The sequence below is a fragment of the Paenibacillus beijingensis genome, from assembly GCF_000961095.1.
Lineage (GTDB): Bacteria > Bacillota > Bacilli > Paenibacillales > Paenibacillaceae > Paenibacillus_O > Paenibacillus_O beijingensis.
Genome location: NZ_CP011058.1, coordinates 2,479,982 through 2,495,442, shown reverse-complemented (window position 1 = coordinate 2,495,442; position 15,461 = coordinate 2,479,982). Strand labels below are relative to the sequence as shown.

The window sequence follows — 15,461 nt, the reverse complement described above, 5'->3', positions numbered from 1 at the left end:
GCAGGAACAAAGATTTGTACTTTTGAAGAAAAAAAATTGGATGCTCCTTTACTAGCGGCATTGCCGATCGAAAAACTAAAGGGACTTGTTGAAATCCGACTTTGGAGCTTCCTGATATATGTTGTAATTGAATGCAGATAAGTTGAAGCCTTTAATTATGAGCCATATTGCAAGGATCATTTCATTTGCGAATATTGGCAGCGCCAAAATAGCACCCCAAACAGAAACTTGTTCAATTACACCGAACATTACTAACAAGGAACAGAGAAAAATAAGTACTGACCCTGTTATACCCAAGATGGGTATAAACCTGGGGACGAGTTTGGATTTATAAAATATGATACTGTACATCATCGTATTTATTCCCAGCATGAAATTGGGGCCAAGTAAAAATGTCCAGTTATGCAGTGCTTTCAATGAAGTGCCTGAAGCTTGAAAAGAAGCGGTATCCGTGGCTCCTGTTGCTACAAATTCCCGGCTTAAGGTCACTAGGGATAGTACGCTGATTACACCAATTGTGATAATAATCGCTTCAAGAAACCTAAAGCAAACATGCCAAAGAGCCATAGTTTCATTATACTTTCTTAAAATTGGAAACATTGTTGTTGCAGTACCAACCGCTGAAACGACAAGTATTAACTCCATTAGCGCTCCCAGTATCACCTGGTTGGCGTGTTCGGAACCGTTAATCAAGTAATCGGGGCCAAGGATCGGTTTGTATAAAATAAAACCGCCTATTATCGACGTGACAGCAGCTAGTATAAACAGTACTCCCACAATGAATGCGCTCTTTTTGGTAGAAAAATTCATTTTTTTGTCCCCCTCATTTCATAAATTCATAGTCAGTACAAGTAATGATAATCGCAGTTCTTACTCCTTTGTATTATCCCCGTAAAAGAATACCTCCTCCAAAGATAAGTTGAAGGCGTGAGCAATGCGAAAAGCCAGTTCCAGAGACGGGGAGTAGTTCCCCTTTTCCAGGGCCACAATGGTTTGTCTTGTTACGCCCACCTTGTCAGCCAATTGCTGTTGGGTCATCTCATTATGGTTGAAGCGTAATTTCCGGATGTGATTGCCGACAAGATTTTTGCCCATATTAGACTCCTTTCCTGTAATGATAAAGCTTCGTTATGGAGCCGGTCACATCGGAAATGAATCCTGAAGCGATCAGGATCACGAACATCACCTGTGACGGCTGATCGATGACCAGCGAACCCATGGCAAAAAGAAATCCGAGGATAAATACAAAAAATGAGTTTCGGAACGCTTTCAAGTCAATGAGTTTATCCAGTTCATCCGCAAATGTCGGTTCCTTTTCTCCGGTCGTTATCCTAAAGACGATGTTAAAAATAATGCTGATAATGATATGCGCGACGATTGAAACCAAAGTCAAGATGAGAACGAAGGAACCCCAATAACGAAAGGTTTCCGTCGACTCCAGCCCCCCTTTGGATACTGCGGGTACATGTACGCACAATAAGATCCGAAAATGATGATTGCGCTGATCAACGATACGATGCTCTTCTTTTCTTGATAGGTCATGCACTACACCACCTTTACATTTTTTACCTAAGTTAAGTTTGATGTACATAATGTAATCAATTCTATTCATAATGTCAAGTATTGTTTACATCAAAAACTGAACACCGCCTAATAGGGAGTGTTCCTGCCAATAGGACAGCTGGAGGGATTGGATCAGTTATATGGAAAATGCCACGTCAAGGACATCTACGTATGTCGAGTTCGTTCGGGAGAATCATATGCCGCCCTGTAAAATTCACTCAAAAACGAAAGAACCGTCAAAAGCGCCATTAAGACGCAATTGACGTCCGAAGACAACGGCAGACAGGCTTCTACGGGTGTAGTCACGGTTTTGATGTCACCTGTTGGGATTTCGCTCCTTACTTGACAGCCAACAAACTAGTACTGTATAGTACTAATATGGAAAAACAAAGAAATCGAAAATCAAACCGTGATACCGTACTTCAAGCTGCCGCACATTTATTTTTAACAAAAGGTTATCAGCTCACAAGTATGGACGATGTCGTCGACAATTCTAAAGTTTCAAAAACAAACATTTACTACCACTTCAAAAGCAAGGAGGAACTGTTGCTTCATATTATCGATCAGTTCATCCTTCATTACCAGGAACAAATTGATTCCGTCCTTTCCCGAGCGGACTTATCCGTGATCGACAAACTGGGAAGTCTCTTGCAGATCTTTGTAGCAGATAATATGCAGAAAGATTATCTTGGAGGATGTCCTTTTCTTACCTTCTATACGCAAGTTTCAAATGACTCGATCGAAGTTCAAAAGAAGGTAAGGCTCTTCTTCGAGCATCAAACCGACTCACTTGAAAAGTTGTTAGCCGACGCCATTCAAAAAAAACAAATACCGGAACAAACGCCTGTTAAACAGACAGCAAGCTTGATCATCTCTTCGATCGAAGGCGGACTTTTCCTGGCCAAAGCCACAAACAAGCCTCAATTGTTGAATGACGTCTTTACTTCTTTAGCATTTTTGCTAAAGTAATTTTTTTACCCTAAATTAGTACTAGTTAGTAGTAAAGTGGAGGAGCGATTTTGATCATGAATATTTTCTTGACTGGCGGAACCGGTTTTATCGGAAAAAACATCGTAAGTGCTGTCAATAAACGTCATCGTATCATGGTTCTTGTGCGTTCCATGAACAAATTTCACAATTTGATGAAACAGTTAGAGCCCTGTGAACATCAAAATATAATCCCCGTTTTGGGCGATCTTGCCAAACCGAACTTGGGATTAGACGGTAATAGCCTGCAGCAAGTTTTGGATGCAGATATCATCATTCATGCCGGAGGCCCCATGAATATCGAACTGGATCAACAAACGGCGGAGCAAGTATTTCTTCAAGCTTCCAAGGAAATCGCTGCGGTTGCCCAAACCATCCAACAGACAAAAGGCTTGAAGCATTTCATACACATTGTCGGGTTTATGAGCCCTTATAACGAGCACAATTTTTCGGATAAAAAGATTGAAGTTCTTCTTGAAAAGTCTCCGCCCTACGAAAAAATGAAATTTAAAGCGGATATGTACATTCGCCATACCCTGCATTCTCTAGGAATACCTCTGTCTGTCGTCAACCCGGCGGTCGTAATAGGAGATTCCTTAACGGGGAGTACCGAGCAGCTCGGGGGTCTAAGTATTTTGGTGGATTCAGTGAGAAGACATTTAATGCCCTCGGTCCCCGGGGGGAAAAAATATTGGCTTCCAATGGTTCACGTGGATCATGTAGCTTCTTTGGTTTCTGCCTTAGTCGAGGAGGAGCAGCCGGAGAGCAAATCTTATTTTTTACTGGACGAGAAGATCAGCAGCCCTAACATGAAAGATCTGGTTGCCATGATCGCAAAAGAAGTCCGCGTTAAAGCGCCCACCGGCTCGGTTCCTCTAAATCTATTAAAAGCTTGCTTCGATCGGGATTTGGAAAATTAATGAAAATACCGAGCGAATCCATGGAATTTATCGTAAAGAATGAATTCCCCACGATGTCTAAAGAAGATATCGCAAATAAAAATAATCTGAATTTATCGCTGCGAAAATCCACCTTACCTTTTGTAATATCGGACTTGGACTATCGCTTGTCTCATAGGGGGCGGGCTGCTTACGATCATTTCAGTTACCGTAGGGTTGGAAACTTAACTGCACTGGAAAGGGAAGGCCGCGGAATTCCGATCATTATTCTCCACGGTACATTTAGCGGGTCGGATTGCTTGATCCCACTCGCAAACTCCTTGCAGCCCTTTCCTATTTGGCTTGTCGATCTGCCTGGGTTTGGCCGGTCTCCTTATCACCACAGTCCTGACACGATTGACGGATACATAAATTCCGTTGTTGATTTCATTCTAAGCTTTCAATCACCCGTTATATTAGTCGGACATTCTTTTGGCGGTTTGATCGCTTCACAAGCAATGGAGAAAATACAAGAGCGGATTCAACAGTTAATTTTATTGCAGCCCGTCTTGCATCCGGCACGTTTCTCCTATCGATCTTCCTTCTTAACAAAGGCCTTTTTATCGCTAATGAATAAATCCATGTTCAAAAAAAAGCTGTTGTCAACCGGGAGTTTTATTAACGAGCATGAAGTCCCCGATCATTATTTAGACTATGTTATGGAGGATTTGCGTTCTCCCCGGGTTCGGGCATCAACTGCCGAGGTCATGTCCGCTCTTTCTAAACCAAATTCGTTTCAATTGAATCTTGACCGGTTAGATCCGAATCAGTTACACGTACTTTGGGGAGATCAAGATCGTGATTATTCCATTCCGAATTTATTGGAGCGCGATCACATAACTTTGTTGCCGTTTGGGCATCAATTTCCCATTTCACACCCGGAAATAACGGCACAATGGATTCAAAAATGGATTGAATAGTCTGGCGAGCATCCTGCATCGGTAAAAAGACATAGCAAAAACCCGACCTCATGCGGTCGGGTTTTTCAAGGTGGAGGCGAGGGGAGTTGAACCCCTGTCCGAAGATAACGGCACACAGGCTTCTACGGGTGTAGTCACAGTTTTGATGTCACCTAGGCCGATGTATGCTCTTCTAAAACAGAGTTTAATTTGTTTGTTTTCTTTGTTTTCTTTGTAAAAAGGAACCTCATTGCAATCATTATCAAAAGAAGCCACTGCCGGTAAATAGTCATTGCTGATAAGTTCAATCCTTATTTTCATTGAATACAAAACCAGAAGATGTATAATTGTTATAACAGTTGAATAAAATGAAAAGGAGGACTTATGATGAATAGGATGGTTGATATGGAACGAAAAGTGACAAAGTTCGGTAACAGTTTAGGATTAACAATGACTGATGCTTTAAAACAAATTGGACTAGATCAAGGAGATATAGTCAGCATTGAAGTAAACCAGTCCACTGGAGAAATCATTATTAGGAAATCTACGAAAGTATCATTGCCTAGTGGGATTAGTAAGGACTTTATGGATTCTTTGTCGGACGTCATTAATGAATACGATCAAACATTACAAGGCCTTAAAGACAGATGACATCAACTCGTTATTTATCCGTACAAGAAGTCATAGCCATTAATGTTGCTATGATTCAACGCTATAGCCAAGGTGAACATATCGGAGTTAAAGATCCTGGGTTACTTGAATCAGCAATGCTTCGACCACGATCCTCCGCTTTTGGAGAAGATGCTTACCCGACCATATTCGAGAAAGCTGCAGCCTTGTTTGAATCATTGGGGCAAAATCATCCTTTTCATAACGCAAATAAACGCACTGCTTTTACAGCACTTGTCATATTTCTACGTTACAATGGCTTGCACTTTAAGATGGATACAAAGAAAGCCGAGAATTTTACGGTAGATATGGTTAATCATAAATATAACTTTCGGGAACTCGCTTCTGTTATTCAAAATCATTGTATCAGCATAAATTAGCCATAAAACAATATGCAAAAAAGCCGACCTCATGCGGTCGGCTTTCATGATGGTGGAGGCGAGGGGAGTTGAACCCCTGTCCGAAGATAACGGCACACAGGCTTCTACGGGTGTAGTCACAGTTTTGATGTCACCTAGGCCGACGCCCCGTAACCGGCTTCGATCTAGGTCAGCCTGATTGTCTTCTTCAGCACACCCCAGGCGGAGATGTGACAGCGTATCCCACTAAAGTTGGGCCCTCATCCCGGTACATGGGCGATACAGAGCGAGAGCACGCGAACAGGTTATTAAGCTGCTACAGCGTAGGTTGGTTGTTGTTTGCCATTTAATAGGCTTTAGCGTTGATGAAGCGGACGCGTCCCCACTACCCGCAACCCATGCTCGAACTACCCCCGTCGAATCCATAAACGCCCCCGTGTATGCGACGTAAACAGCAATCCTTTTGTATAAAAAGGCTTCCGGCATCACATCATAAAGCCGGAACTGTCCGTCTAAAAGGTAGCGCCTGAATGTCGCGCTTGATCGGGAAACGTCCTGCCTTGCGGCGGCCGGTTCGGGAAAAAACCGGGTCATTCAAACACAGTTGCAAAAAACTTACCTTGAAACAAGGCTGGTTGAACCTCGCTGCTTAAACCTCGCTGCTTAAACCTTGCTGTCAGCCGCTGTCATAACGACGACTGTACTAACAGTATACCATTTTCGAGCCGAAAATGCGCTGTCGATTGCTGGTACGATTAGTCCGCTTTGGCAAAAATGGCGATGACCGCCGCAGTTACCGCGCCACCTTCTGCTTCTCGCGCAAAGCACGCTGGATATCGCGCTGAGCGTCGCGTTTCGCCGCCGTATCGCGTTTGTCGTATTGCTTTTTCCCTTTGCCGAGCCCGATCAATACTTTCGCATAGCCGTTCTTCACGTATACTTTAAGCGGTACGATCGAATAACCTTCCTGCTTCGATTGCCCGAGCAGCTTGTTGATCTGCGACTTGTGAAGCAGCAGCTTGCGCGCGCGCGTCGGATCGGTCGGGTTATGGCGGTTGCCCTGCTCGAACGGGCTGACGTGCATGTTGTGCAGAAACATCTCACCGTTCCGGATCGTCGCGAACGAATCGCTCAGGTTCGCTTTTCCTCTCCGGATTGACTTAATTTCCGTTCCCATCAGAACAATGCCCGCTTCGTACGTTTCCTCGATAAAATAGTCGTGAGAAGCTTTTTTGTTCTGGGCGAGCGGCTTGTCAAACTGGCTTTTCTTGCCCATCTCAATCACTCCTTCGGCAGTTTAACGAGGTTTGCAGCCATGACGGCCAGGTTTTTATTGTAGCAAATCCGGCGGTATGAAACAAGCGGCTTTCGCTGCCGAGACTTGTATATAATTGTTTTAACCGTTTTGTGCGTCCAGCGAACGCAATCGTTTAGAGCAATCCCCAGATGGCGAGGGTTCAACTTCGATGCGCAGCGGCTGCAGCCCGGCCGGCAAGGAAGCGGAACAACATTCGGAGCAGAGACGGCACCAGGAAAAAAATAAAGAACGTGCGGAACAGCTGATACGCGGACACAATCGACAGATCGGCGTTCACTTCATGCGCAATAATGCCCATCTGGTCCATCCCTCCGGGCGCCATGCTGAGAAAACCGGTGATCGGCGTGAGCGCATGGATGCGGGTCAGCAGCACGCTTAAGCCGTATGCGCCCACAAGCAGCACGAGGCTGCTGGCAAGCGCCACCGTGATCGTGAGCGTTTTGCGCTGCAGCTTCTCGGGCCTGAGCAGCAGACCGACATAGCTGCCGACCATAAACTGGGCGGCATTCAGCACAAAGGACGGCATGGCAGGTCCCTGAAGGCCCGACTGGCCCAAAAGCGCCGTGCCGAGCAGCGGACCGAGCAGGAAGACGGTCGGAAACTTGATTTTATGACCTAAGAAGGTAAAAAGCATGCAAACGACGGCAAACGGAACAATGTTCGGGAAAAGCGGCGTCACGTTAGCCTGAATCGTTTCCAGCGCTTCCGACGCGCTCAAGCCGGGCGGACTGCTTGCAAACATCGGACTGAATACGAGCAGCGGCACGATGATAACGATCATCATCAGCCGCGTCACCTGCATAAACGTCACGACCGTCATATTAACGCCCCTTATCTCTTCGGCGAGCGTAATCATCTGGGAGAGACCGCCCGGCACGCAGCCGGTCATCATCGTCGGAAAATCGATCCCCGATAACCGGGAAGCGATATAGGCGATCAGGACGCACAGAAGCATCAGCAGCAGCGCCATCAGGAGCATGGATGGCAGCTGGTGAACGATCTGGACGAGCGCCTGCCGGGTGAAGGCAAGACCGATCGAATACCCGACGATCATAATGCCCGCATTGCGGATATACGAGGGCCAATAAAGCGGCACCTTGGCGACGTTCAAAAACCTGGACGCGATCAAAACGGCGATCATCGGCCCAAGCAGCCACGGGACCGGTATATGAATCGAGGTGAACAGCAAGCCTCCGGCCAGCGAAATGAGGCACGTCATCAGAATACGAAGCGGTCTTGCGACAGTCATGCTTTTCATCCAGCTTTCTTTCAGGAATAATTGCTAAACGCACAACAATACTTCACTACTTAAATACTGATACGTGAAAAAGATTCTGTCAACCATTAATGTCTCTTTAAGATCTATTCATTGACTGCCCGCTTAACGGATAGAGATGCAACTCCTAGCAGCATGCTGTGGCGTTGCATGTCGGCAGTCGACCTTTTTGGTCAGAAACGCCGCTTATTGATTCACAAGCCGGCTCAAGAGGAAGGGCCGTCTATGAGCTCTTGGGCGTAGTTAGCCAGCGACCGCTGATATCGGGTCAAATGGCGAGATAACGCCGTCAAAGCGAGCGATACCGCTTCGCGTTCACGCCCCGTATCAACGAGAGCAAGCGCGAGAAAAGCACTCACCGCGTCATCCAGATCATCTGAACCTGCATTTTGCTCAGCCGTAAGTAGCGCGACGCTCTCTAATGCCTGGCCGATGTTTCTTAGCGAGCTGGCCAGCTGGATTACGGCCTGACGTCGGCGGTCCTCATTAAGCCCCAGCTCAAGTGCCTGCCGATACAACGGCACCGCCAGGTCGGAATGGCCGGTCGAGTCAAACGATGACGCACGTTCGAACGCCGCCACCGCGCTGTCTGCTGGAAGTTCAGCTGCAAGCTCCTCCATCTTGGCCAAAAACTGTTTCTCACTGTAATTATCGAACGAGTCCCACAATTCCGATACCCGCCGTTCCCACTCTTCGTTATACGTTTCGCCCATCATCATTCTCCTCCGATCCATAAAAATTGATTTCATATGGATAGAATATCATGAAATATAGTTACCCTTTAAGCTTCTTTTAAGCAGATCCGTCTAATGCTTACGAACCTCAGCGTCGTTATAAGCCGTAAAATGTGCATATCTCTGAAGTAACGAACCCCAGAGTCCTTATTCCGAAAATATAATGACAAAATACGGTCTCTTTGAGTGAATAGCGATCCTGGGTTTCGTTACATTTTTAGAATGTTTCATTTCCTACAAATAGCGTCTGTCAGGTCCGTAAGAAATTCAATAACCAGGGTTCCGGGGGGTTGCGGGGTTGCGGGGTTGCGGGGTTGCGGGGTTGCGGGGTTGCGGGGTTGCGAGTTTTCGGTCTTCCGGGATGTAGGGATTCAGGGGATTCCTTCGTTTCCTATTTTCAAGGCATACCGCAGGCGAGGCCTGAAGTCAGGTGCTTTCCCTTGCCCATAATTAATTGCTTAAGAAGAAGCAGCAGGTTGTCCAAAAAGCAAACGAACCGGTCAAGGACAGCCCCTTGTGACCGGTTCGTTTGCTTAAAGCCTTTGCTTTATTGGGCGGCCAGCCCTGTTACTTCCGCTTCTTGCGGACGAATGCGGCGGTTGAATTGCCGCCTTTTTTCTTTTTGCCGCCACCACCACCGCGCCTGGAGCCGCCTTCGCCGTTGAAAATGCCGGAGTCGGACGTTTTTTTGCGCGCGCTTCGGGCCGGGACGGAATACCACGGATTTTCACGGTTCGGCCCTTCTCCTCCCGCATTTCCGCCCTCGTGGCCCTCATCGGCGCTGCTCCACGAACCGCCGCCGCTGCGGCTTTGGCGGACGGGCAGTCCCCACATGTCCGTGCGCACGCCTTCGCCGCGCCGGCCCTTCGCTTCGCCGCCGGCGGTTTGCCCGCCGCGCTGGTCGTTGCCGCCGCGCCCGCCTGCGCCCGCGCGGCCGGGCCCGCGGCCCTCGCGCTGCGGCTGCGCCGCCGCGCTTCCGGCGGCGCCGCCCTTGCGCTTCGCGCCGCGCCCGCCTGCGCCAGCGGGAGCTCCCGCAGCGCGGCCGCCGGCTGCGCCGCGGCGGCCCACCGCTGCGCCGGCGCCGCTGCGCCCGGCGCCTTCGCGTCCGGCGCGGCCGTAGCCGCCGCGCCCGCTCTTGCTGCGCGCGCCGCCGAAGCCGGCGTCCGCGACGCCCTTGTAGCCGCTGCGCGGCTTCGTATCGACCATCTCGAAATCGATCGTATGGTCGTCCATGTTCACCCGCGCGACGCGGATTTTTACCTCGTCGCCGATCCGGTACACCTTCGACGTCCGCTCGCCGATCAGCACCATATGCTGCTCGCTGAAATGGTAATAGTCGTCGTTCAGATCGCTTAAGCGGATCAAGCCTTCGACCGTATTTTCCAGCTCCACGAAGATGCCGAAGCTGGTGACGCTGCTGATCATGCCGCTGAATTCCTCGCCGACCTTATCCAGCATGTACTCGCACTTCTTAAGCTGCTCCGTATCGCGCTCGGCGTCCACCGCCACCCGCTCGCGCTCCGAGGAGTGCTGCGCGATGTCCGGCATCCGCGCCTGCAGCGCTTCCTGCCGCCGTTCCGACAGCGCCCCGCCGCCCTCAAGCACCTCGCGGATGACGCGGTGGATCACAAGGTCGGGATAACGGCGGATCGGTGACGTAAAGTGGCTGTAAAACTCCGCAGCCAGCCCGAAGTGGCCCAGGCTTTCCGCATCGTATTTCGCCTGCTTCATCGACCGCAGCATCATCGTCGAAATAACCGTCTCTTCCTTCGTGCCGCGAATTTCCTCCAGCAGCGTCTGCAGCGCGCGCGGATGGACGGAGTTGCCTTTCCCTTTCACGACATAGCCGAAGTTGGCCGCAAACTGCAGGAAATGAAGCAGCTTCTCGGAATCCGGGTTTTCGTGAATCCGGTACAGGAACGGAACCCTTAGCCAGTGAAAATGCTCCGCCACCGTTTCGTTCGCCGCCAGCATGAACTCCTCAATAATCTGCTCGGCGATCGAGCGCTCGCGCTTCACGATCCCGACCGCTTTGCCCTGCTCGTCGACGACGATTTTGGATTCCTGGAAGTCAAAATCGATCGCGCCGCGTTTCATCCGGTTACGCCGCAGCTTCATCGCCAGCTCTTCCATCAGCTTGAACGTCGGAACGAGCGTGGCGTAACGCTCGAGCAGGCGCGCTTTCTCTTCCCGTCTTTCCTGGCGCTGCCGCTGCTTCTCCAGCTCACGCTCGCGCTCCGCTTCCGGGTCATAGCCGCTCTGCCACTGTTCGTCCCAGGCGATCAGATTATCAAGGTCCTCTTCGCTCGTACGAAGCTTCACACCCGCTGCGCGGGAGCCTGCCCCCTCTTCACCGACCGGGGCGGCACTTTCGGAGGATACTGGCGCTTCCGGCTCGTCCTCCTCCAATATTTTGCGCACATTGGCGTACGTCATCCGCTCCGCCGTCTTAATAACGCTCGTAAACACGTCATGCCGGACGCGCTTCAGCGTATTCGGGTCAAACTCCATTTCGCACGACAGCGTCAGCCGGTCCACCTGCGGATTGAGCGAGCAGATGCCGTTGGACAGCCGGTGCGGCAGCATCGGAATGACGCGGTCTACGAGGTAAACGCTCGTTCCGCGCCGGAACGCCTCTTGATCGAGAGCCGAATTTTCGCGCACGTAATAACCGACATCGGCGATGTGGACGCCGAGCAAATAGTTGCCGTTCTCCAGACGCTCCACGTTAACCGCGTCGTCAAGGTCCTTCGCATCTTCGCCGTCGATTGTGACGATCGTCTTGCCGCGCAGATCGCGCCGTCCCTGCTGCACGATTTCCTCTTCGGAAATGGAATCCGGCGCCGCCTCCGCCTCGGCCATCACGTCATCCGGAAATCCTTCCGGCAGCTGATGCTTGCGGATAATGGACAAAATATCGACGCCCGGGTCATCCTTATGACCGATAATTTCAATGATTTCGCCCTGCGCGGCTGAACGGCCTTCCGGGTATGCAACGATGCGGGCGACAACCTTCTGCCCCGTCACCGCCCCCATAAATCCTTCCTTCGGGATAAAAAGATCGCGGTTGATCCGTTTGTCATCCGGCATCACAAAACCGAACGCTTCATGGTTCTCGAACGTGCCCACCACCTGCGTGACGGCACGCTGGACGACGCGCACCACTTCGCCCTCCATCCGGCCGCCGCCTTCGCTTTGCGACGTGACGCGCACGAGCACCGTATCGCCGTTCATCGCGCTTTTCAAATCGTTGGCATGGATATAGACGTCGGGGTGGTCCTTCTCATCCGGCAGCAAAAAGGCGAACCCTTTCGCATGTGCCTGAATGCGGCCGCGCAGCAGATTCATCCGCTCCGGCACCCCGTAGCGCTCCGTGCGGGAGCGCAAAATTTTTCCCTCTTCCTCCAGCTGGTTCAGCATCTGCAGAAACGTCTTGAATTCCGAAGCGTCCTCAAACGTAAAATGCTGCTCCAGCTCCTGGTACGTCATCGGTTTATAAGCGGTTTCCCGCATAAAATCAAGCAAATTTTGCTCTGTTATCATGATCCCTCTCACCTCTTGCGCCGCTTCTGCCGCGCCCTTTCAGCTGATTTGCAGCTTTCCTTCCGGGCCTTACGGCAAACGGCTCTCATCTACCATGTAGTATACACGAATTTCTATCCATCCAATCGCCGCAATGCAAAATCCGTTCGTAAAAGCCGGCGTATGAAGCGGCGCAAGAAACATTTTCCACCTTATGAGGCTAAAATAAAAAGCGGGGGCCAGCCCCCGCTTTCGCGCACCTATAACGAATTAACCTTTTACCAGATATGCCACCACAAGCGCCAGCACGAAAAATCCGACTGCCAGCCCGATCGTCAAACGCTGCAGGAACAAGTCCAGACCGCGTGCTTTCTGCTTGCCGAACAAATGCTCCGCGCCTCCGGAGATCGCTCCGGCCAGCCCCGCGCTTTTGCCTTTTTGCAGCAGAACGACCGCAATCAGTCCGATTGAAAAAATAACGAGCAAAATCTTAAATGCGACAACCATCGATGCATCCTCCTAAAGTTTTACCGAAGTCCGGCAAAACCAGCATTGTAATTATTCGGGCATTCCATCCGGCTTAAGCCGGCTCAATCCGTCCTCTAAAGTTTTGCGTATGCAAAACCATTCATTCTTGCGAGCGAAGAAGTTTTGCATCAGCAAAACCGCCGTAAAACAGCAAGAGAGCTGGAAACAGCAATATTATTGTATCATACGCCTATGGCGAACACAATAGCGGAAAAAAGGCTGGCCCGAAGCCGGACCAACCTTCTTTATCACCTAATACCCTTGGCTGCGCAAGTAAGCCAGACTTTGTTTCGCGCTCTCCAGCGAGGACGACTGAAACTCTTCCTGCTCCACAATAAAATATTGGATGCCCGCCTCTTCGGCGACTTCAAACACGCTCTTGAAATCGACGACTCCGCTGCCGACTTCCGTATCGCGGCGGCCGTTGCCGAAATCTTTGCAGTGCGCGAGCGGAACGCGGCCCGCGTAACGCTTCACATAGTCGACCGGGCGCTGTCCGCCCATGTGAACCCAGCCGAGGTCAAATTCGGCGATCATCAGCTCCGCCGGAACGAGCTCCAGCAGGTGGTCGATGACCGGCTTTCCATCCACAAGCTTAAATTCGAAATCATGATTATGATAGCCGTATTTCAAGCCCGATTCCGTAACCAGCTTCCCGCTGCTTTCCAAAATCGATGCCAGCTTCTGCACGTCTTCCAGCGCAGGCGCTTCCGGCAGCGGCGCCCAAGGCGTAATGATGTATTCCAGCCCGATTTCCAGAGCGTATTCGATCTGCCGCTTCAAATCCGATTCGAGTTTATCCGGTTCGTCGAAATTAAGTCCGACATGAGCCGAAGGCGCTTTCAAACCGCAATCTTCCAGCGTCTGCTTCAGCACCTTGGAGCTCGTGTCAAAATAACCGGCGAACTCGACGAGCGAATATCCCATCTCCGCCAAGTTGCGGATTGTACCGAGGAAATCTTTTTCCGTTTGATCGCGGAGCGTGTACAATTGTATGCCCACTTGAGGTTTAGCCAAATGAAACACCACCTGTTCGTTTTTGTCGCCTGCATCGTGCATGGCATCATCTACCCGTTATCGGGTATGTATACATACAGTTGCATTGCCTTCTTAGTATAACGCTGTAAAAAATAAAGTGCCTATGCCGATTTTTGCGCCGTTTGTTTGTAATTTTGGCAGTATGTTGTCATTGTTTGTCAGCGCTTCAGCTGAGTTGTGTCAGAGCTTTGGCTGACCCATAATGGTAACTTGCACGCAAAAAACCGGCGCCCCCCTGACAAGGGAACGCCGGTTTTACCGATTCGGCAGGCTGCGCCTATAGCGCGCAGACGCTGCTTACTTGAAATTTTTGAGGTTGTAGAACGCCGATTTGCCGGCATATTGAGCCGTCGAACCGAGCTGGTCTTCGATGCGGAGCAGCTGGTTGTATTTCGCAACGCGGTCGGTACGGGACGGAGCACCGGTTTTGATTTGGCCGGCGTTCGTTGCAACGGCGATGTCGGCAATCGTGCTGTCTTCGCTCTCGCCGGAACGGTGGGAGATAACAGCCGTGTAGCCGGCGCGTTTCGCCATTTCGATCGCGTCGAACGTTTCGGTGAGCGAACCGATTTGGTTAACTTTAACGAGGATCGAGTTGCCTACGCCTTTCTCGATACCGTCGGACAGACGCTCGGTGTTCGTTACGAACAGGTCGTCGCCTACGAGCTGAACTTTACCGCCCAGACGGTCGGTCAGCAGCTTCCAACCTTCCCAGTCGTCTTCGGAGCAGCCGTCTTCGATCGTGATGATCGGGTATTTTTCTACCCAGGAAGCGAGCAGGTCAACGAATTCAGCGGACGTGAACGATTTGCCTTCGCCTGCAAGCGTATATTTGCCGTCTTTGTAGAACTCGGTGGACGCAACGTCCATGCCGAGGAATACGTCAACGCCCGGCTTGAAGCCTGCACGCTCGATAGCGGAGATGATCGTCGTGATCGCTTCTTCGTTGGAGGACAGGTTCGGAGCAAATCCGCCTTCGTCGCCGACAGCGGTGTTCAGGCCTTTGTCCTTCAGAACGGATTTCAGGTTGTGGAAAATTTCAGCGCCGATGCGGAGCGCTTCTTTGAAGCTTTCTGCGCCAACCGGCAGAACCATGAACTCCTGCACGTCGATGTTGTTGTCGGCATGCTCGCCGCCATTGACGATGTTCATCATCGGAACCGGCAGCGTTTTGGCGTTGAAGCCGCCCAGGTATGTGTAAAGGGATACGTCCAGCGCGTCTGCAGCAGCGCGGGCAACCGCCATCGATACAGCCAAAATCGCGTTTGCGCCCAGCTTGCCTTTGTTCGGCGTTCCGTCGATTTCGATCATTTTGCGGTCGATCAGCACTTGATCCAGCGCGTCCAGGCCGATAATTTCCGGTGCGATCAGCGTGTTGACGTTGTCAACTGCTTTCAGAACGCCTTTGCCGAGGTAACGGCTTTTGTCGCCGTCGCGAAGCTCAACGGCTTCGTAAGCGCCGGTCGATGCGCCGGAAGGAACGATTGCACGGCCTTTGCCGCCGGATTCCAGCGTTACTTCCACCTCAACAGTCGGGTTACCGCGGGAGTCAAGTACTTCGCGTGCGTAAACGTCAACAATAATAGACATAATTCTCAAACACTCCTGTCAGTTATATTTAGTCGTTCAT

16 protein-coding genes and 1 other RNA gene are annotated in these 15,461 nt (G+C 50.6%); 5 read left to right on the top strand and 12 right to left on the bottom strand.

Features of this window, described 5'->3' with window-relative positions; translation table 11 throughout:
• Nucleotides 1–75: 75 nt before the first annotated feature.
• From VN24_RS11280 to VN24_RS11270, 3 genes are read right to left on the bottom strand one after another with little or no spacing between them, the layout of a single operon-like run.
• A complete protein-coding gene (locus tag VN24_RS11280; protein ID WP_045670487.1) occupies nt 76–810 on the bottom strand; it encodes a DUF4386 domain-containing protein in 735 nt (244 codons plus the stop codon).
• A gap of 60 nt (nt 811–870) precedes the next feature.
• Nucleotides 871–1,095, bottom strand: a complete 225-nt coding sequence (locus VN24_RS11275) for a helix-turn-helix transcriptional regulator (RefSeq protein ID WP_045670486.1) — start codon at nt 1,093–1,095, stop codon at nt 871–873.
• 1 nt (nt 1,096) lies between these two features.
• Nucleotides 1,097–1,591: a hypothetical protein gene (locus VN24_RS11270; RefSeq protein ID WP_238590889.1), complete on the bottom strand. Its 495-nt coding sequence runs from the start codon at nt 1,589–1,591 to the stop codon at nt 1,097–1,099.
• 314 nt (nt 1,592–1,905) lie between these two features.
• Between VN24_RS11270 and VN24_RS11265 the strand changes: the two genes are divergently transcribed.
• From VN24_RS11265 to VN24_RS28155, 3 genes are read left to right on the top strand one after another with little or no spacing between them, the layout of a single operon-like run.
• Nucleotides 1,906–2,532: a TetR/AcrR family transcriptional regulator gene (locus VN24_RS11265; RefSeq protein ID WP_238590888.1), complete on the top strand. Its 627-nt coding sequence runs from the start codon at nt 1,906–1,908 to the stop codon at nt 2,530–2,532.
• 56 nt (nt 2,533–2,588) lie between these two features.
• A complete protein-coding gene (locus tag VN24_RS28160) occupies nt 2,589–3,470 on the top strand; it encodes an SDR family oxidoreductase (RefSeq protein WP_238590887.1) in 882 nt (293 codons plus the stop codon).
• On the top strand, nt 3,470–4,408 hold the full coding sequence (locus tag VN24_RS28155) for an alpha/beta fold hydrolase (RefSeq protein WP_238590886.1): 939 nt from the start codon (nt 3,470–3,472) through the stop codon (nt 4,406–4,408). Before VN24_RS28160 ends, VN24_RS28155 begins: the two co-directional genes overlap by 1 nt.
• 48 nt (nt 4,409–4,456) lie before the next feature.
• Here VN24_RS28155 and VN24_RS27350 read toward each other — a convergent pair whose 3' ends face one another.
• Nucleotides 4,457–4,708 (bottom strand): hypothetical protein, encoded by a 252-nt coding sequence (locus VN24_RS27350; RefSeq protein ID WP_148505224.1) that lies wholly within the window; start codon nt 4,706–4,708, stop codon nt 4,457–4,459.
• Nucleotides 4,709–4,774: 66 nt separating this feature from the next.
• On the opposite strand from VN24_RS27350, the gene VN24_RS11255 reads away from it, so the two are divergent.
• Entirely contained in the window at nt 4,775–5,038 is a 264-nt protein-coding gene (locus VN24_RS11255) for an AbrB/MazE/SpoVT family DNA-binding domain-containing protein (protein ID WP_045670485.1), read from the top strand.
• Nucleotides 5,035–5,436 (top strand): type II toxin-antitoxin system death-on-curing family toxin, encoded by a 402-nt coding sequence (locus VN24_RS26900; RefSeq protein WP_082083719.1) that lies wholly within the window; start codon nt 5,035–5,037, stop codon nt 5,434–5,436. Before VN24_RS11255 ends, VN24_RS26900 begins: the two co-directional genes overlap by 4 nt.
• A 50-nt stretch (nt 5,437–5,486) precedes the next feature.
• Here VN24_RS26900 and ssrA read toward each other — a convergent pair.
• The 8 genes from ssrA to eno all read right to left on the bottom strand — a co-directional run bounded on the left by ssrA (nt 5,487) and on the right by eno (nt 15,421).
• Nucleotides 5,487–5,851: a transfer-messenger RNA gene (gene ssrA / locus VN24_RS26895) on the bottom strand.
• Nucleotides 5,852–6,208: 357 nt separating this feature from the next.
• A complete protein-coding gene (gene smpB / locus VN24_RS11245; RefSeq protein WP_045670483.1) occupies nt 6,209–6,691 on the bottom strand; it encodes an SsrA-binding protein SmpB in 483 nt (160 codons plus the stop codon).
• A gap of 181 nt (nt 6,692–6,872) precedes the next feature.
• Nucleotides 6,873–7,982: an AbrB family transcriptional regulator gene (locus VN24_RS11240; RefSeq protein ID WP_238590885.1), complete on the bottom strand. Its 1,110-nt coding sequence runs from the start codon at nt 7,980–7,982 to the stop codon at nt 6,873–6,875.
• A gap of 233 nt (nt 7,983–8,215) precedes the next feature.
• A complete protein-coding gene (locus VN24_RS11235; protein WP_202967418.1) occupies nt 8,216–8,743 on the bottom strand; it encodes a tetratricopeptide repeat protein in 528 nt (175 codons plus the stop codon).
• Nucleotides 8,744–9,310: 567 nt separating this feature from the next.
• A complete protein-coding gene (locus VN24_RS26890) occupies nt 9,311–12,286 on the bottom strand; it encodes a ribonuclease R family protein (RefSeq protein ID WP_045670480.1) in 2,976 nt (991 codons plus the stop codon).
• 249 nt (nt 12,287–12,535) lie between these two features.
• The gene (secG, locus tag VN24_RS11225; protein WP_045670479.1) at nt 12,536–12,772 is read right to left on the bottom strand and encodes a preprotein translocase subunit SecG; all 237 of its coding nucleotides are present in this window, start codon (nt 12,770–12,772) and stop codon (nt 12,536–12,538) included.
• A gap of 273 nt (nt 12,773–13,045) precedes the next feature.
• Complete coding sequence (locus VN24_RS11220; RefSeq protein ID WP_082084215.1) at nt 13,046–13,810, bottom strand: sugar phosphate isomerase/epimerase family protein; 765 nt, start codon at nt 13,808–13,810, stop codon at nt 13,046–13,048.
• Nucleotides 13,811–14,128: 318 nt separating this feature from the next.
• Complete coding sequence (gene eno, locus VN24_RS11215; protein ID WP_045670477.1) at nt 14,129–15,421, bottom strand: phosphopyruvate hydratase; 1,293 nt, start codon at nt 15,419–15,421, stop codon at nt 14,129–14,131.
• Between the last annotated feature and the right edge of the window lie 40 nt (nt 15,422–15,461).

What these genes read in the sequence shown, in the direction of transcription:
- VN24_RS11280 (WP_045670487.1), bottom strand. Translation starts at nt 810, where the DNA reads ATGAATTTTTCTACCAAAAAGAGCGCATTCATTGTGGGAGTACTGTTT.
- VN24_RS11275 (WP_045670486.1), bottom strand. Translation starts at nt 1,095, where the DNA reads ATGGGCAAAAATCTTGTCGGCAATCACATCCGGAAATTACGCTTCAAC.
- VN24_RS11270 (WP_238590889.1), bottom strand. Translation starts at nt 1,591, where the DNA reads ATGTACATCAAACTTAACTTAGGTAAAAAATGTAAAGGTGGTGTAGTG.
- VN24_RS28160 (WP_238590887.1), top strand. Translation starts at nt 2,589, where the DNA reads ATGAATATTTTCTTGACTGGCGGAACCGGTTTTATCGGAAAAAACATC.
- VN24_RS28155 (WP_238590886.1), top strand. Translation starts at nt 3,470, where the DNA reads ATGAAAATACCGAGCGAATCCATGGAATTTATCGTAAAGAATGAATTC.
- VN24_RS27350 (WP_148505224.1), bottom strand. Translation starts at nt 4,708, where the DNA reads ATGAAAATAAGGATTGAACTTATCAGCAATGACTATTTACCGGCAGTG.
- VN24_RS11255 (WP_045670485.1), top strand. Translation starts at nt 4,775, where the DNA reads ATGAATAGGATGGTTGATATGGAACGAAAAGTGACAAAGTTCGGTAAC.
- VN24_RS26900 (WP_082083719.1), top strand. Translation starts at nt 5,035, where the DNA reads ATGACATCAACTCGTTATTTATCCGTACAAGAAGTCATAGCCATTAAT.
- smpB (WP_045670483.1), bottom strand. Translation starts at nt 6,691, where the DNA reads ATGGGCAAGAAAAGCCAGTTTGACAAGCCGCTCGCCCAGAACAAAAAA.
- VN24_RS11240 (WP_238590885.1), bottom strand. Translation starts at nt 7,982, where the DNA reads ATGACTGTCGCAAGACCGCTTCGTATTCTGATGACGTGCCTCATTTCG.
- VN24_RS11235 (WP_202967418.1), bottom strand. Translation starts at nt 8,743, where the DNA reads ATGGATCGGAGGAGAATGATGATGGGCGAAACGTATAACGAAGAGTGG.
- VN24_RS26890 (WP_045670480.1), bottom strand. Translation starts at nt 12,286, where the DNA reads ATGATAACAGAGCAAAATTTGCTTGATTTTATGCGGGAAACCGCTTAT.
- secG (WP_045670479.1), bottom strand. Translation starts at nt 12,772, where the DNA reads ATGGTTGTCGCATTTAAGATTTTGCTCGTTATTTTTTCAATCGGACTG.
- eno (WP_045670477.1), bottom strand. Translation starts at nt 15,421, where the DNA reads ATGTCTATTATTGTTGACGTTTACGCACGCGAAGTACTTGACTCCCGC.